Annotated in this window: 15 protein-coding genes and 1 pseudogene; 14 read left to right on the forward strand and 2 right to left on the reverse strand. The window is 71.7% G+C overall.

Annotated elements, in window-relative coordinates; all coding sequences use genetic code 11:
- From ACFYYH_RS07580 to era, 13 genes are all read left to right on the forward strand, one after another.
- Window positions 1–1,116: a nitronate monooxygenase gene (locus ACFYYH_RS07580; protein WP_388547197.1), complete on the forward strand. Its 1,116-nt coding sequence runs from the start codon at window positions 1–3 to the stop codon at window positions 1,114–1,116.
- Window positions 1,113–1,850 carry a 16S rRNA (uracil(1498)-N(3))-methyltransferase gene (locus ACFYYH_RS07585; protein WP_388547199.1) on the forward strand — a complete coding sequence of 246 codons (738 nt, stop codon included), beginning with the start codon at window positions 1,113–1,115 and terminating at the stop codon, window positions 1,848–1,850. The genes ACFYYH_RS07580 and ACFYYH_RS07585 overlap by 4 nt, the downstream gene beginning before the upstream one ends.
- 165 nt (window positions 1,851–2,015) lie before the next feature.
- The gene (locus tag ACFYYH_RS07590) at window positions 2,016–3,395 is read left to right on the forward strand and encodes an ATP-binding protein (RefSeq protein ID WP_388547201.1); all 1,380 of its coding nucleotides are present in this window, start codon (window positions 2,016–2,018) and stop codon (window positions 3,393–3,395) included.
- Window positions 3,396–3,411: 16 nt separating this feature from the next.
- A complete protein-coding gene (locus tag ACFYYH_RS07595; RefSeq protein WP_388547203.1) occupies window positions 3,412–4,491 on the forward strand; it encodes a tetratricopeptide repeat protein in 1,080 nt (359 codons plus the stop codon).
- Window positions 4,492–4,541: 50 nt separating this feature from the next.
- Complete coding sequence (locus ACFYYH_RS07600; protein WP_388547206.1) at window positions 4,542–4,901, forward strand: histidine triad nucleotide-binding protein; 360 nt, start codon at window positions 4,542–4,544, stop codon at window positions 4,899–4,901.
- 5 nt (window positions 4,902–4,906) lie between these two features.
- Window positions 4,907–5,815: a ribonuclease Z gene (locus tag ACFYYH_RS07605; RefSeq protein WP_388547209.1), complete on the forward strand. Its 909-nt coding sequence runs from the start codon at window positions 4,907–4,909 to the stop codon at window positions 5,813–5,815.
- Window positions 5,816–5,985: 170 nt separating this feature from the next.
- Window positions 5,986–7,077, forward strand: a complete 1,092-nt coding sequence (locus ACFYYH_RS07610) for a carbohydrate kinase family protein (protein WP_388547291.1) — start codon at window positions 5,986–5,988, stop codon at window positions 7,075–7,077.
- A 163-nt stretch (window positions 7,078–7,240) separates the two neighbouring features.
- Window positions 7,241–8,272, forward strand: a complete 1,032-nt coding sequence (locus ACFYYH_RS07615; RefSeq protein ID WP_388547211.1) for a PhoH family protein — start codon at window positions 7,241–7,243, stop codon at window positions 8,270–8,272.
- A 14-nt stretch (window positions 8,273–8,286) separates the two neighbouring features.
- Window positions 8,287–8,784, forward strand: coding sequence for an rRNA maturation RNase YbeY (gene ybeY / locus ACFYYH_RS07620; RefSeq protein WP_388547213.1), 498 nt, complete (start codon window positions 8,287–8,289; stop codon window positions 8,782–8,784).
- Window positions 8,781–10,070: a hemolysin family protein gene (locus ACFYYH_RS07625; protein WP_388547215.1), complete on the forward strand. Its 1,290-nt coding sequence runs from the start codon at window positions 8,781–8,783 to the stop codon at window positions 10,068–10,070. The genes ybeY and ACFYYH_RS07625 overlap by 4 nt, the downstream gene beginning before the upstream one ends.
- The gene (locus ACFYYH_RS07630; protein WP_388547217.1) at window positions 10,067–10,426 is read left to right on the forward strand and encodes an MmcQ/YjbR family DNA-binding protein; all 360 of its coding nucleotides are present in this window, start codon (window positions 10,067–10,069) and stop codon (window positions 10,424–10,426) included. The genes ACFYYH_RS07625 and ACFYYH_RS07630 overlap by 4 nt, the downstream gene beginning before the upstream one ends.
- Window positions 10,427–10,497: 71 nt before the next feature.
- On the forward strand, window positions 10,498–10,863 hold the full coding sequence (locus tag ACFYYH_RS07635) for a cytidine deaminase (protein WP_388547219.1): 366 nt from the start codon (window positions 10,498–10,500) through the stop codon (window positions 10,861–10,863).
- Window positions 10,864–10,983: 120 nt separating this feature from the next.
- Window positions 10,984–11,943 carry a GTPase Era gene (gene era / locus ACFYYH_RS07640; protein WP_388547221.1) on the forward strand — a complete coding sequence of 320 codons (960 nt, stop codon included), beginning with the start codon at window positions 10,984–10,986 and terminating at the stop codon, window positions 11,941–11,943.
- A gap of 10 nt (window positions 11,944–11,953) precedes the next feature.
- Here the strand turns inward: era and ACFYYH_RS07645 are convergent, their stop codons facing one another.
- Together ACFYYH_RS07645 and ACFYYH_RS07650 are read right to left on the reverse strand one after the other, a co-directional pair.
- Window positions 11,954–12,223 carry a protealysin inhibitor emfourin gene (locus ACFYYH_RS07645; RefSeq protein WP_388547224.1) on the reverse strand — a complete coding sequence of 90 codons (270 nt, stop codon included), beginning with the start codon at window positions 12,221–12,223 and terminating at the stop codon, window positions 11,954–11,956.
- 102 nt (window positions 12,224–12,325) lie between these two features.
- Window positions 12,326–13,381, reverse strand: coding sequence for a M4 family metallopeptidase (locus ACFYYH_RS07650; protein ID WP_388547226.1), 1,056 nt, complete (start codon window positions 13,379–13,381; stop codon window positions 12,326–12,328).
- A gap of 317 nt (window positions 13,382–13,698) precedes the next feature.
- Between ACFYYH_RS07650 and ACFYYH_RS07655 the strand changes: the two are divergent.
- Window positions 13,699–14,414 (forward strand): annotated as a pseudogene (locus ACFYYH_RS07655) (2-isopropylmalate synthase); the annotation flags it as partial.

The raw sequence follows: 14,414 nt of genomic DNA on the forward strand, positions 1-14,414 counted from the left end.
ATGTCCTCCGCGCTGACCGATCTCTGCCGGTATCCGATCGTGCAGGCCCCCATGGCGGGCGGGGCCTCCTGCCCGCAGCTCGCCGCGGCCGTCTCCGAGGCCGGCGGCCTCGGTTTCCTGGCCGCCGGGTACAAGACGGCGGACGGCATGTACGAAGAGGTCAAACAGTTGCGCGGGCTGACCGGTCAGCCCTTCGGGATCAATCTCTTCATGCCGCAGCAGCACAGCGCCGACCGCGCGGCCGTCGAGGTCTACCGCAATCAGCTCGCCGGCGAGGCGACCTGGTACGAGACCCCGCTCGGTGACCCCGAGGCCGGACGGGACGACGGGTACGAGGCCAAGCTCGCGATCCTGCTCGACGACCCGGTGCCGGTGGTCTCGTTCACCTTCGGATGTCCGGGCAGGTCCACCCTGGACGCCCTCGCCCGCGCCGGTACGTACACCGTGGTCACGGTGACGACCCCCGAGGAGGCGCAGACCGCGCAGTGGTCGGGCGCCGACGCCGTCTGTGTCCAGGGCATCGAGGCCGGCGGCCACCAGGGCACCCACCGCGACAATCCGGCCGTCGACGGCGCCGGTCTGGGGCTGCTCTCCCTGATCGCCCAGGTCAAGGAGACCGTGCAGCTTCCGGTCATCGCCGCGGGCGGGCTGATGCGCGGCGGACAGATCGCGGCGGCGCTCGCGGCCGGCGCGGACGCCGCGCAGCTCGGTACGGCGTTCCTCGTGTGCCCCGAGTCCGGCGCGAACGTCCTGCACAAGCAGGCCATGACCAATCCGCTGTTCGTACGGACGGAGCTGACCCGGGCGTTCTCCGGCCGGCCCGCCCGCGGTCTGGTCAACCGCTTCATGCGCGAGCACGGCCCGTACGCCCCGGCCGCCTACCCCGAGGTGCACCACCTCACCTCAGGGCTGCGCAAGGCCGCGGCCCGGGTGGGCGACCCGCAGGGGATGGCGCTCTGGGCGGGACAGGGCCACCGGATGGCCCGGGAGCTGCCCGCCGGCCAGCTCGTCGAGGTCCTGGAGGCCGAACTCGAAGCGACGCGCGTCTCGTTGACGGTCGGTCTGGGCAACGGTCCGGGCAGTGGCCGGAGCAGCGGTCCGGGCAACGCCTCGTGACCGCCCCGGTCTTTGTCGTCGGGGAGGGCGTGCCGCGCGTGGGCACGGTCACGCTCGACGGTTCCGAGGGGCGGCACGCCGTCTCCGTACGGAGGCTGCGCGTCGGCGAGGAGATCGTGCTGACGGACGGCGCGGGCACCGGCGCGTACGGGACGGTCGCCGCCGTCGAGGGCAAGGACCGGCTGGAGGTCGCGGTCACGGAGGTACGGACCGAGGCGGCGCCCTCGCCCCGGATCACGGTCGTCCAGGCGCTGCCCAAGGGCGACCGCGGGGAGCTGGCCGTGGAGACGATGACCGAGACCGGCGTCGACACGGTCGTGCCGTGGCAGGCCGCGCGCTGTGTCACCCAGTGGAGGGGCGAGCGGGGCGAGAAGGCGCTGGCCAAGTGGCGGGCCACGGCGCGTGAGGCGGGCAAGCAGTCGCGCAGGCTCCGCTTTCCCGAGGTCACCGGGCCGCTGACCGGCAAGCAGGTCGCCGCGCTCCTCGCGGACGCGGACTTCGCGGCCGTGCTGCACGAGGAGGGCAGCGAACCGCTGGCCACCGCGCCGCTGCCCGCCGAGGGCAGTGTCGTGCTGGTGGTGGGGCCCGAGGGAGGCGTGTCGCCGGAGGAGCTGGCGGCGTTCGCGGAGGCGGGGGCCAAGCCGTACCGCCTGGGCCGTACCGTCCTGCGCACCTCCACCGCCGGGACGGCGGCCACGGCGCTGCTGCTCGGCCGCACCGGCCGCTGGTCCTGAGCGGCCGCGCCGGCCGCACCGGCCGCTGGTCGTGAGGCGCAGGCCGGGGGCGAGGCCGCCTGCCCCACGCCCGGGGCCCTGAACGGATATGGGCCGCTCAACCCTCGCGGCCCGTACTCGCCACCCGCTGGACAAAGGCCCACCCGCGCTTCGTAGGCTGACGGTATGTCCGATGAGTCTCCGCTGATCCGGAGCCTGCGCGCCGCCGTGGCCGCGGCCCCCGACGATGTCCCGCTGCGGCTCCATCTCGCCGAGTTGCTGCTCGGCGCGGGACGCGCGGAGGAGGCGGTCACCGAGGCGGCCGTCGCGCTTCAGCACGCTCCGGGTGACCCCGACGCGCGGGCGCTGATGCTGCGCGCGATGGGGGCGCCCGCGATGCCCGGGGCCCCCATGGCGCCGGGCGCGGCAGGGGCCCCCGAAGCTCCTGAGGCCCCTGCCGGGCCCGCAGCGCCCGCGCCTCCCGCCGCCCCCGTGGAGACGGGCGCCCCGGTCCCGCCGCCGTCCGAGTCCGCCGGGTACGCCGGATTCGACTGGCAGGCGGCCGAGCGGCAGATCGAGGGCACGGTCCCGCCGCGCTTCGTCACCTCCGAGGGGTCCGGGCGGCCCCCGGCCCCCGAGGCTCCCCTCGCGGCCGACGGCGCCGGTGACCCCGGTGCCGTCCCCGCCTGGGACATCGACGCGCCCGGATCCGTGAGCCTCGCCGACGTCGGGGGGATGGGGGAGGTCAAGGACCGTCTCGAAGCGGCCTTCCTGGCCCCCCTGCGCAACCCCGAGCTGCGCAGGCTGTTCGGCAAGAGCCTGCGCGGCGGGCTGCTGCTGTACGGGCCTCCCGGCTGCGGGAAGACATTCATCGCACGGGCCGTCGCGGGGGAACTGGGCGCGGCTTTCCTGTCCGTGTCCGTCAACGACGTACTGGACATGTGGATCGGCAACTCCGAGCGCAATATGCACGAGGTGTTCGAGACCGCCCGCCGGCAGGCGCCCTGTGTGGTCTTCCTCGACGAGCTGGACGCGCTGGGCGCCAAGCGGAGCCGTACGCACCACAGCGGGATGCGCAACACCGTGAACCAGCTCCTCACCGAACTCGACGGGGTGGACGCCGCGAACGAGGGCGTGTTCGTGCTCGCCGCCACCAACGTCCCCTGGGACGTGGACATCGCGCTGCGCAGACCCGGCCGGCTCGACCGCACCCTGCTCGTCCTGCCGCCCGACGCGCCCGCCCGGGAGGCGATCCTCCGGTACCACCTGCGCGACCGGCCCATCGAATCCGTCGACCTGGGCAGACTGGTCAAGGTCACCGAGGACTTCTCCGGCGCCGATCTCGCGCATGTGTGCGAGTCGGCGGCCGAGAGGGCGCTGCTCGACTCCGCCCGTTCGGGCACGGTCCGCATGATCAATATGAAGGACCTGCTGGCGGCGGCCAAGGAGGTACGGCCGTCCACGGAGCCCTGGTTCGCGGCGGCCCGCAATGTCGCCATGTTCGCCAACGACGGCGGCACGTACGACGATCTCCTCGCCCATCTGAAGAAGAAGCGGAAACTGTGACCACCGGCCGCACACGGTGAGCGAGGCGATCGAGCGGGCCGACGCGCTCCATCGGATGGGCCGGCACGAACAGGCCGCCGCCACCGTGTCCGCCCATCTCGCCGGGCACCCGGACGACGCGCGCGCCTGGGTCCTGCTCGCCCGCTGCACCCACGCGCGCGGCGACCGCGCCGCCGCGCTGGCCGCGGTGGACCAGGCGCTGCGCGCCGACCCGCGTCAGCTCTCCGGCTGGATCGTGCGCGCGGAACTGCTCACCGGCGCGCGCCGGTACGACGAGGCCGAGGCGGCGGCCCGCGAGTCGATCCGGCTCGCACCGCACTTCTGGGGCGCCCACCAGGCCCTCGCCTGGGTCCTGGACCGTTCGGGCGACCGGTCCCGGCGCCAGGAGGCGTACGCCGTCGCGCGGAGGGCCGCCGAGCTGGCCCCGGAGCACGACTCCGCGCACTTCCTCGTCGGTGTCACCGCCCACCGGCTGCGTGACTTCCGTACCGCCGAACTCGCCTACCGCACCGCGCTGCGCCTCAATCCGCAGAGCAGCGAGGCACACAACAACCTGGCGATGCTGAGCATGGGGCACCGGTGGCGGCGGCGCGGCGCGTGGACCGCCGCGGCGGAGGGGTTCGCCACGGCCGTCGCCCTCGACGCGGAGGACCGGGACGCCCGGTTCAATCTGGAGTCCATGGCCTGGGGCGCGGTGGCGGGCGCCCGCTGGGTCGCGCTGGCCGGGCTCGTCGTCTCCGTCCTCGGCACGGTCGGCCCGCGGACCGGCGACGACGGCCCCGGCGCCCTGGTGGCGCAGGGGGTGACGGCCGTCGTCCTCGTGGCGCTGTGGGCGGGCTGGGCGCTGTGGTTACGGAGCAGGCTGCCCGCGCGGCTGCGGCGGCCGATGCTCCTGCTGGCCCGGGGCTGCCCGCCCGTGGTGGCGATGGCCGTGGCCGTCGGGCTGCTGGGGCTCCACTCGGCGGCCGTGGTCGCCCTGCCAGGGGCGGGCGCGGGACTCGTCGGCGGACTGGGCGTGCCCCTGTTCTGGGGGATGCTGCTGACGTACTGGCTCAGCAGGGCGGCTCTCAACAGGCGTCGGCCCGTGGACGGATAGCATGCGTCGGTAGCGAACCGATCACCGGCGGCGTCGAGGAGGCCCGGATCATGGCCGGAGAACCACAGGCCGACTGCCTGTTCTGCAAGATCGTCTCGGGGGAGGTGCCGGCCACCGTCGTCCGGGAGACGGACACCACCGTGGCCTTCCGTGACATCAATCCGCAGGCCCCGACCCATGTCCTGGTCATCCCCCGGGTGCACTACCCGGACGCGGGCAGCCTCGCCGCGGCCGAGCCGGCCGTCGCCGCCGATGTGCTGCGCGAGGCGGCGGCGGTCGCCGTCGAGGACAAGACCGACGGCAGCGGCTACCGGATCATCTTCAACACGGGCGCGGGCGCCGGTCAGACCGTCTTCCACGCGCACGCCCATGTGCTGGGCGGCCGCGGCTTCAACTGGCCTCCCGGGTAGTCGCCTTGTCCGTACGGGAACTGGTCGTCCTCGGCACCGCCAGCCAGGTGCCCACCCGCCACCGCAACCACAACGGCTATCTGCTGCGGTGGGACGGCGAGGGCCTGCTCTTCGACCCGGGCGAGGGCACACAGCGCCAGATGCTGCGGGCCGGGGTCGCCGCGCACGACATCAACCGGATCTGTGTCACGCACTTCCACGGCGATCACTCGCTCGGTCTGGCCGGGGTCATCCAGCGCGTCAATCTCGACCAGGTGCCGCATCCGGTCACCGCGCACTATCCGGCGAGCGGACAGCACTTCTTCGAACGGCTGCGGTACGCGACGGCCTACCGGGAGTCCGTATCGCTGACCGAGGCGCCGGTCACCGGTGACGGGGTGCTCGCGCGCACCCCCGCGTACACGCTGGAGGCGTACCGGCTCTCCCATCCCGTCGAGTCGTACGGGTACCGGCTCACCGAGCCCGACGGGCGGCGGATGATCCCGGCGCTGCTCGCGGAGCGCGGTATCGCGGGCCCCGACGTGGGGCGTCTCCAGCGCGAGGGCACGGTGAACGGCGTCGGCCTCGACGAGGTCAGCGAGACGCGCCGGGGCCAGCGCTTCGCGTTCGTCATGGACACCCGGCTCTGCCCCGGGGTGCGCACGCTGGCCGAGGGGTGCGACATGCTGGTCATCGAGTCGACGTTCCTCGACGAGGACGAGCGGCTGGCGTCCGACCACGGTCATCTCACGGCGGGCCAGGCGGGCCGCGCCGCGCACGAGGCCGGTGTACGGCATCTCGTGCTGACGCACTTCTCGCAGCGCTACGGCGATCCGGACGAGTTCGAGCGGCAGGCGCGCGCCGCCGGGTTCGACGGCGAACTGACCGTCGCGGCCGATCTCGTACGGGTGCCGCTGCCCAAGCGCTCCGGCTGAGCCCGGTCGTTCCGGGCACCCGGTCGTCCGGGCCCCCGTCGTTCCGCGCCGCGGAGATCCCGAGCGTCCGCGTCGGCGCCGAGGATCGGGCAGACTGTCCGGATCCGCACGCGATCGGGGAGCCCGCCGTGACCACACCCACCACACCCGATGGAGACCCGCTGGAACACATGGGACATGTCGACGCGCATGTCGATCCGCTGGGCGCGCTACGCGCCCCGGACGACCCGGACTGCGACGTCTATCTCACCGGCACGGTCTTCCTGGACATCATCTTCACCGGCCTGGACAGCGCGCCCGTGCGCGGTACGGAGTCCTGGGCACGCGGCATGGGGTCGAGCCCCGGCGGGATCGCCAACATGGCCACCGCGCTCGCCCGGCTCGGCCTGCACACCTCGCTCGCGGCGGCCTTCGGCGACGACCACTACGGCGAGTACTGCTGGGACGCGCTGGAGCAGGGTGAGGGCATCGACCTCTCCCGGTCCCGCACCGTTCCCGGCTGGCACTCGCCCGTCACGGTCTCCATGGCCTATGAGGGCGAGCGGACGATGGTCTCGCACGGACACGAGGCCCCGCCGCCCGAGGGAGCCCTCCCCGAGTGCCCGCCCCGCGCCCGTGCCGCCGTCGCCGCCCTCACCCCGGGCCGCCGCGACGAGTGGATCGCGCGCGCCGTCCACCGCGGGGCGCGGATCTTCGCCGATGTCGGCTGGGACGAGTCCGGCCGCTGGGATCTCGCGGGCCTGGCCGATCTGGAGCACTGCGAGGCCTTCCTGCCCAACGCCGAGGAGGCGATGCGCTACACCCGTACCGACTGCCCCAAGGCCGCCGCCCGGGTGCTCGCAGAACGGGTGCCCGTCGCGGTCGTCACGCTGGGCGCGGACGGGGCGTACGCGGTGGACGGCGCCACCGGCGAGACCGCCGAGGTGCCGGCCATCGCCGTGGAGGCACTGGACCCGACGGGCGCGGGCGATGTCTTCGTGGCCGGCTATGTCACCGGTACGCTCGCCGGCTGGCCGCTCGCGGACCGGCTGGCCTTCGCCGGGCTGACCGCCGCGCTCTCGGTCCAGGAGTTCGGCGGCTCGCTCTCCGCGCCGGGCTGGTCGGAGGTCGCGACCTGGTGGCAGTACGTACGGACCTGCTCGGACCAGGACCCGGCGGCGCTGCGGCGCTATGCCTTCCTGGAGGAGCTGCTGCCCGCGCCGAGCAGGCCGTGGCCCCTGCGCAGGGCCGTACCGACGATCGGGTTCGGCCGCTCCGGCTGATCCCGGGCCCGCCCCTCCCGGGCGCCCGCCGCGAGGTTTCCCGAACGGCACAGGTAAAAGCCCTAGGGCCTTGTCAGTGCGGAGCCGTACCCTGGTAGCCCAGAGGTTGTCGAGCAGCGAGAACCCTGCAACGGGAGGTATGCGCAGGCCACAGCGCCGGCCCATGACTCAGACACCTACAGCCCGGACCCCCGCGGAGGGGCAGGCACGTACCCACTTCACCGTCCCCGCCAATCACCCCATGGTGACGGTCCTGGGCTCGGGGGATTCCCTGCTCCGTGTGATCGAGCGGGCCTTCCCGGCCGCGGACATCCATGTCCGGGGCAACAAGATCAGCGCGAGCGGCAGCGCGGCGGATGTCGCGCTCGTCCAGCGCCTGTTCGACGAGATGATGCTGGTGCTCCGCACCGGTCAGCCGATGACGGAGGACGCAGTGGAACGTTCCATCGCCATGCTCAGGGCGAGCGAGAACGGCGGTGCGGACGGCCCCGAGACCCCCGCCGAGGTGCTCACCCAGAACATCCTGTCCAGCCGGGGCCGGACCATCCGCCCCAAGACCCTCAACCAGAAGCGGTACGTCGACGCGATCGATCACCACACGATCGTCTTCGGCATCGGTCCCGCCGGTACGGGCAAGACCTATCTCGCCATGGCCAAGGCGGTCCAGGCCCTCCAGGCCAAGCAGGTCAACCGGATCATCCTGACCAGGCCCGCCGTCGAGGCGGGTGAGCGGCTCGGCTTCCTGCCCGGCACGCTCTACGAGAAGATCGACCCGTATCTGCGCCCGCTCTACGACGCACTGCACGACATGCTCGACCCCGACTCGATCCCGCGGCTGATGGCGGCGGGCACGATCGAGGTCGCGCCGCTGGCGTACATGCGGGGCCGCACGCTCAACGACGCGTTCATCATTCTCGACGAGGCCCAGAACACCAGCCCCGAGCAGATGAAGATGTTCCTGACCCGGCTCGGCTTCGAATCGAAGATCGTCATCACCGGTGACATCACCCAGGTCGACCTCCCGGGCGGCACGAAGAGCGGTCTGCGCCAGGTCCAGGACATCCTGGAGGGCCTCGACGATGTGCACTTCTCCCGTCTCACCTCGCAGGATGTCGTACGGCACAAGCTCGTCGGCCGTATCGTCGACGCGTACGAGAAGTACGACAGCCGCACTGACGGCCGAAACGGGAAGTAGAACAAGAGCGCACCATGTCGATCGACGTCAACAACGAGTCAGGCACCGAGGTCGACGAGCAGGCGATCCTCGATGTCGCCCGCTACGCGCTCACCCGGATGCGCATCCACCCGCTCTCCGAGCTGTCGGTCATCGTCGTGGACGAGGCGGCCATGGAGCAGCTCCATATCCAGTGGATGGATCTGCCGGGTCCGACGGATGTCATGTCCTTCCCGATGGACGAGCTGCGTCCGCCGGTCAAGGACGACGAGGAGCCCCCGCAGGGGCTCCTCGGTGACATCGTCCTCTGCCCGGAGGTGGCGAAGCGGCAGGGCGAGGAAGCCCCGACAGGGCACACCATGGACGAGGAGCTCCAGCTCCTCACCGTCCACGGTGTGCTGCACCTCCTCGGTTACGACCACGAGGTGCCGGACGAGAAGGCCGAGATGTTCGGCCTCCAGGCGGCGATCGTCGACGGCTGGCGGTCCGAACAGGGGCTCACGGGTCCGTCCCCCGCGCCCACCGTCTCGTGAGCGCGCAACTGATCGTCGGAGCGGTCGCCCTCGTCGTCGTCGCCTGGCTGGCGGCGTCGGCGGAGGCGGGTCTCGCCCGGGTCTCCAGCTTCCGGGCCGCCGAGGCCGTCCGCTCGGGGCGGCGCGGCGCGGCCAAGCTGGAGCAGATCGCCGCCGACCCGACGCGCTATCTGAATGTGGCCCTGCTGGTCCGGGTCGCCTGCGAGATGGCGGCCGGGGTGCTGGTCACCTATGTCTGCCTCAACGAGTTCGAGGAGACCTGGGCGGCCCTGGTCGTCGCGATCGGGGTGATGGTCCTCGTCTCGTATGTCGCGGTGGGCGTCTCCCCGCGCACCATCGGCCGTCAGCATCCGCTGAACACGGCGACGGCCTCGGCCTATGTGCTGCTGCCGCTCGCCAGGATCATGGGGCCGGTCCCGCAGTTGCTGATCCTCCTCGGCAATGCCCTCACCCCGGGCAAGGGTTTCCGCAAGGGACCGTTCGCCAGCGAGGCCGAACTGCGGGCCATGGTGGACCTCGCCGAGCAGGAGTCCCTCATCGAGGACGACGAGCGCCGGATGGTGCACTCCGTCTTCGAACTGGGCGACACCCTCGTCCGTGAGGTCATGGTCCCGCGCACGGACCTGGTCTGTATCGAGCGCTACAAGACCATCCGGCAGGCGCTGACGCTGGCGCTGCGCTCCGGCTTCTCCCGGATCCCGGTGACCGGTGAGAACGAGGACGACATAGTCGGCATTGTCTATCTCAAGGACCTGGTCAGAAAGACCCATATCAACCGGGACTCCGAGAACGACCTGGTCTCCACCGCCATGCGTCCCGCCGCCTTCGTCCCCGACACCAAGAACGCCGGCGATCTGCTCCGCGAGATGCAGCAGGAGCGCAGCCATGTCGCGGTCGTCATCGACGAGTACGGCGGCACGGCGGGCATCGTCACGATCGAGGACATCCTGGAGGAGATCGTCGGCGAGATCACCGACGAGTACGACCGTGAGCTGCCGCCGGTCGAGGAGATCGGCGACGGCTCCTACCGGGTCACGGCCCGGCTCGACATCGGTGATCTCGGGGAGCTGTTCGGGCTCGACGAGTACGACGACGAGGATGTGGAGACGGTCGGCGGGCTGCTGGCGAAGGCGCTGGGCCGGGTCCCGATCGCCGGTGCGAGCGCCCGGGTCGAGCTGCCCGACGGCCGCGGTCTGCGGCTGACGGCCGAGTCCCCGGCCGGCCGCCGCAACAAGATCGTCACCGTCCTGGTCGAACCGGTCCGCAAGGAGGAGCCCGCCGCGTGACTCCGGCGGAACTGACGTCCTGCTGTCTGGGACTGAACGGGACGTCCTCGGACGTCCCGTTCCCTCGCAGCCCCGGGCTGACCGTCTTCCGGGTCGGCGGCAAGATCTTCGCGTTCTGCGCGCTGGACGAACACCCGCTGAAGATCGCCCTCAAGTGCGAGCCTGAGGAGGCGGTCCGGCTCCGCGAGGCCCATCCCGCGATCGTGCCCGGCTGGCATCTCAACAAGCGCCACTGGAACACGGTGACGGTCGGGGAGCTGCCCGCGCGGATGGTGCGGGAGCTGATCGAGGACTCGTACGACCTGGTGGTGGCCGGTCTGCCCAGGGCGGAGCGGCTGCGCCTCGACCGCCCCTGAGGGGCGGGTGGGCATGGCCGCTGTCGCTCCCCCTTGCCGGGGGCGTGGGGCGTGCTGCCTATGCTCGGCACATGACTGAGAGCACCGACCCCGGCACCGGCCTCGGGCCCGAGGACCGCAAGATCATCACCCTGGCCCGGAGCGCCCGTGCCCGCAACGGCGTGCCCGAGGGTGCGGCCGTACGGGACGAGACCGGGCGTACGTATGTCGCCGGCACCGTGGACCTGGCCTCCCTCAAGCTCAGCGCGCTGCGGACCGCGGTCGCGATGGCCGTGGCCAGCGGTGCCACCTCGCTGGAGGCCGCCGCCGTCGTCACGGACGCGCGGACGGTGTCCGACGAGGACCGCGCGGCCGTGCGCGATCTGGGCGGAGCGGGAACGCCGGTGCTGGTGGCGGGCCCCGACGGCACGCTGCGGGTGACCGTCGAGGCGGGCTAATGGCGGCCGGGCACACACGCGGCGGCCCGGCCGGAGGGGGCCCTTCCGCGGCCGTCGGGGACGCCGCGGCGGTGACCGCCATGGCCGATCTGGTCGGCGCGGGCTGAACGATCGGGGAGAATGGGCGCCATGAGCGCTCGTACCCCCTCTTCCGAGACAGTCGAAGTCCCCCACCGGGCGGGCTTCGCCTGCTTCGTCGGCCGCCCCAACGCGGGCAAGTCCACCCTCACGAACGCTCTCGTCGGTCAGAAGGTGGCCATCACCTCGAACCGGCCGCAGACCACCCGGCACACCGTCCGGGGGATCGTGCACCGCCCCGAGGCCCAGCTCATCCTGGTCGACACCCCCGGCCTCCACAAGCCGCGCACCCTGCTCGGCGAGCGCCTCAACGATGTCGTGCGGACGACCTGGGCCGAGGTCGACGTGATCGGCTTCTGTCTGCCCGCGGACCAGAAGCTCGGCCCCGGCGACCGGTTCATCGCCAAGGAACTGGCTGCCATCAAGAAGACGCCGAAGGTCGCCGTCGTCACCAAGACGGACCTCGTCGACTCCAAGACGCTCGCCGAACAGCTCATCGCCATCGACCAGCTCGGCCAGGAGATCGGCCTGGAGTGGGCGGAGATCGTCCCGGTCTCGGCCGTCGGCGACCAGCAGGTCGGCCTGCTGGCGGACCTGCTGGTCCCGCTGCTCCCGGAGAGCCCCCCGCTCTACCCGGAGGGCGATCTCACCGACGAGCCCGAGCAGGTCATGGTGGCCGAGCTGATCCGCGAGGCGGCACTCGAAGGCGTACGCGACGAACTGCCGCACTCGATCGCGGTCGTGGTCGAGGAGATGCTCCCGCGCGAGGACCGCCCGGCGGACAAACCGCTTCTGGACATCCACGCGAACGTCTATATCGAGCGCCCCAGCCAGAAGGGCATCATCATCGGCCCGAAGGGCAAGCGCCTCAAGGAGGTCGGGACCAAGTCCCGCAAGCACATCGAGGCCCTGCTCGGCACACCGGTCTTCCTCGACCTCCATGTCAAGGTGGCGAAGGACTGGCAGCGCGACCCGAAGCAGCTCCGCAAACTCGGCTTCTGACCGACCGGGTTCAGGCACCTTCCTTGAGGGCGCGGGAGATCAGTGTGCGCTGGGCCTCGGACAGATCCGGGTCGGCGCAGTGGAAGGTGTGGCCGTCCACCGTGATCCGGTAACGGAAACCGTCGGGGACCCCGGAGGACCCGGGGCCCCGGGCGGCGTCCGCCCTCGCCCGCTCGCCCAGCTCCCGCCAGAGGGGCGCGTCGGGCAGGAGCGAGGTGTCGACCTCGGCCCTGCGCTCGATGCCCGCGAAACCGCCCGTACGACGCACTTCGATACGCATGGCTCCTGTCTAGTGCCTGGGAGGCGACGGCGGTAGACGACGCTCCCGCGTCCTGCCGCCGGAACCCCGGACCGTCGATGCCGGACCGTCGACGCCGGACCGTCATGCCGTGGGCACACCGACCTGGGACCAGGCCTTGACCACGGCCTCGTGCTCCGCCCCCTCGCCGAAACGGGACCGCGCCGCCGTGACGGTCAGCCGGGCGAAGTCCGCGAAGTCCGCGTCGATCGCCAGCTCGCCGCCGGTCAGCACGTCGAACCAGACGCGGCCCGCGCGCTCCCAGGCCTTTCCGCCGAGCCGCTCGGCGAGCAGGTAGAACGCGTGGTTGGGGATGCCGGAGTTGATATGGACCCCGCCGTTGTCCTGGTTCGTCCGGACGTAGTCGTCCATGACGGCCGGCTGGGGGTCCTTGCCGAGGACATCGTCGTCGTACGCCGTGCCCGGCGCCTTCATGGAGCGCAGCGCCACCCCGGTGACGCGCGGCGCGAGCAGGCCCTGACCGATCAGCCAGTCGGCCTGCTCGGCGGTCTGGTCCAGGGTGAACTGCTTGACCAGGGAGCCGAGGACGTCCGACATGGACTCGTTCAGCGCGCCCGGCTGGCCGTAGTAGCTGAGATTGGCGGTGTACTGCGTGACGCCGTGGGCCAGCTCATGGCCGATCACATCGACCGGGAGGGTGAAGTCGAGGAAGATCTCGCCGTCACCGTCGCCGAAGACCATCTGCTCGCCGTCCCAGAAGGCGTTCGCGTACTCCCGGTCGTAGTGCACGCTGGCGGTCAGCGGCAGTCCCGCGCCGTCCAGGGAGTCCCGGCCGTACGCCTTCAGCAGCAGGTCGAAGGTGGCACCGAGCCCGCTGTAGGCGCGGTTGACGGTGGCGTCCTCGCCCGGCTCGCCGTCCTCGCCGCGGACCTTCCTGCCCGGCAGGACGGTGCCGTGCCGGCAGTCGTGGATGGAGCGTTTCGGCTTGCCCGTCGGTTCGTCGGCGGCCGACGGCGCGGCGGCGCGGACCGCCGTCAGCCGGCGCCGGGTGCGCTGGGAGGAGTCGGCCTCCAGGGTGCGGCGGGCGGGCCCCGACACGGCCGGGTCGTCCGCCCGCGCGAGCTTGTCGAGGACATGGGGCGGCACGATGGTGCAGAAAACGGGAGTGATGGCGTCCATGGAACAAAGGTGGCACTCCGTCACGGCGCTGTCACTCGATGGGATCAACGTTGCTGAAATGGAGTGATCCTCGGACGTTCGGGGAATACCTCCGGGAGATCAAGGAGAGGGTGGTTCCGGTTCCGCATTCTGATACGGGCGCCCGCGAACCGCGCGGCTCGGCTAGGCTCCCTCGCATCATGCGTTTCGGGCTGCTTCTCCTTAGCTGCCGCGGCGAGGGCCTGTAGTCGTAGGCCGACCCCCTCCCCGCGGAGTCTGGCGTTGCGGCGATCGCGCCCCGTCGGCCGTCCCAGTGGACACACGAGGAGCCCTGCGCCATGTCTGATCCTTCCGTCGGCCGCCCCACGCCCGTCACCAACGCGACGCACACCCAGCGGTCGTCCGGGATGCCGATCCACAAGTACGGCCGGTACGAGGCTGTGGACATCCCTGACCGCACCTGGCCCGACAAGCGGGTCACGGTCGCGCCGCGGTGGCTGTCCACCGATCTGCGGGACGGTAATCAGGCGCTGATCGATCCGATGTCCCCGGCGCGCAAGCGTGAGATGTTCGATCTGCTGGTCCGGATGGGCTACAAGGAGATCGAGGTCGGTTTCCCGTCGTCGGGGGAGACCGATTTCGCGTTCGTGCGGTCGATCATCGAAGAGGGCGCGATTCCCGAGGATGTGACGGTCTCGGTTCTGACGCAGGCGCGCGAGGAGCTGATCGAGCGTACGGTCGAGTCGCTGCGCGGGGCCCACCGTGCGACGGTCCATCTCTACAACGCCACCGCGCCGACCTTCCGCCGGGTGGTCTTCCGCGGGACGAGGGAGCAGGTCCGGCAGATCGCGGTGGACGGTACGCGGCTGGTGATGGAGTACGCCGAGAAGATCCTGGGCCCGGAGACGGTCTTCGGTTATCAGTACAGCCCGGAGATCTTCACCGACACCGAGCTGGACTTCGCCCTGGAGGTCTGCGAGGGCGTCATGGATGTGTGGCAGCCCGAGGCCGGCCGGGAGATCATCCTCAATCTGCCCGCCACGGTGGAGCGTTC

Source organism: Streptomyces sp. NPDC002018 (assembly GCF_042890865.1).
Classification (GTDB): Bacteria; Actinomycetota; Actinomycetes; order Streptomycetales; family Streptomycetaceae; genus Streptomyces.

Bases quoted from the DNA above. Each gene is read 5' to 3' on its own strand.
- ACFYYH_RS07615 (WP_388547211.1), top strand. From the start codon at position 7,241: ATGACTCAGACACCTACAGCCCGGACCCCCGCGGAGGGGCAGGCACGT.
- ACFYYH_RS07635 (WP_388547219.1), top strand. From the start codon at position 10,498: ATGACTGAGAGCACCGACCCCGGCACCGGCCTCGGGCCCGAGGACCGC.
- era (WP_388547221.1), top strand. From the start codon at position 10,984: ATGGGCGCCATGAGCGCTCGTACCCCCTCTTCCGAGACAGTCGAAGTC.
- ACFYYH_RS07645 (WP_388547224.1), bottom strand. From the start codon at position 12,223: ATGCGTATCGAAGTGCGTCGTACGGGCGGTTTCGCGGGCATCGAGCGC.
- ACFYYH_RS07610 (WP_388547291.1), top strand. From the start codon at position 5,986: ATGGGACATGTCGACGCGCATGTCGATCCGCTGGGCGCGCTACGCGCC.
- ACFYYH_RS07590 (WP_388547201.1), top strand. From the start codon at position 2,016: ATGTCCGATGAGTCTCCGCTGATCCGGAGCCTGCGCGCCGCCGTGGCC.
- ACFYYH_RS07580 (WP_388547197.1), top strand. From the start codon at position 1: ATGTCCTCCGCGCTGACCGATCTCTGCCGGTATCCGATCGTGCAGGCC.
- ybeY (WP_388547213.1), top strand. From the start codon at position 8,287: ATGTCGATCGACGTCAACAACGAGTCAGGCACCGAGGTCGACGAGCAG.
- ACFYYH_RS07600 (WP_388547206.1), top strand. From the start codon at position 4,542: ATGGCCGGAGAACCACAGGCCGACTGCCTGTTCTGCAAGATCGTCTCG.
- ACFYYH_RS07650 (WP_388547226.1), bottom strand. From the start codon at position 13,381: ATGGACGCCATCACTCCCGTTTTCTGCACCATCGTGCCGCCCCATGTC.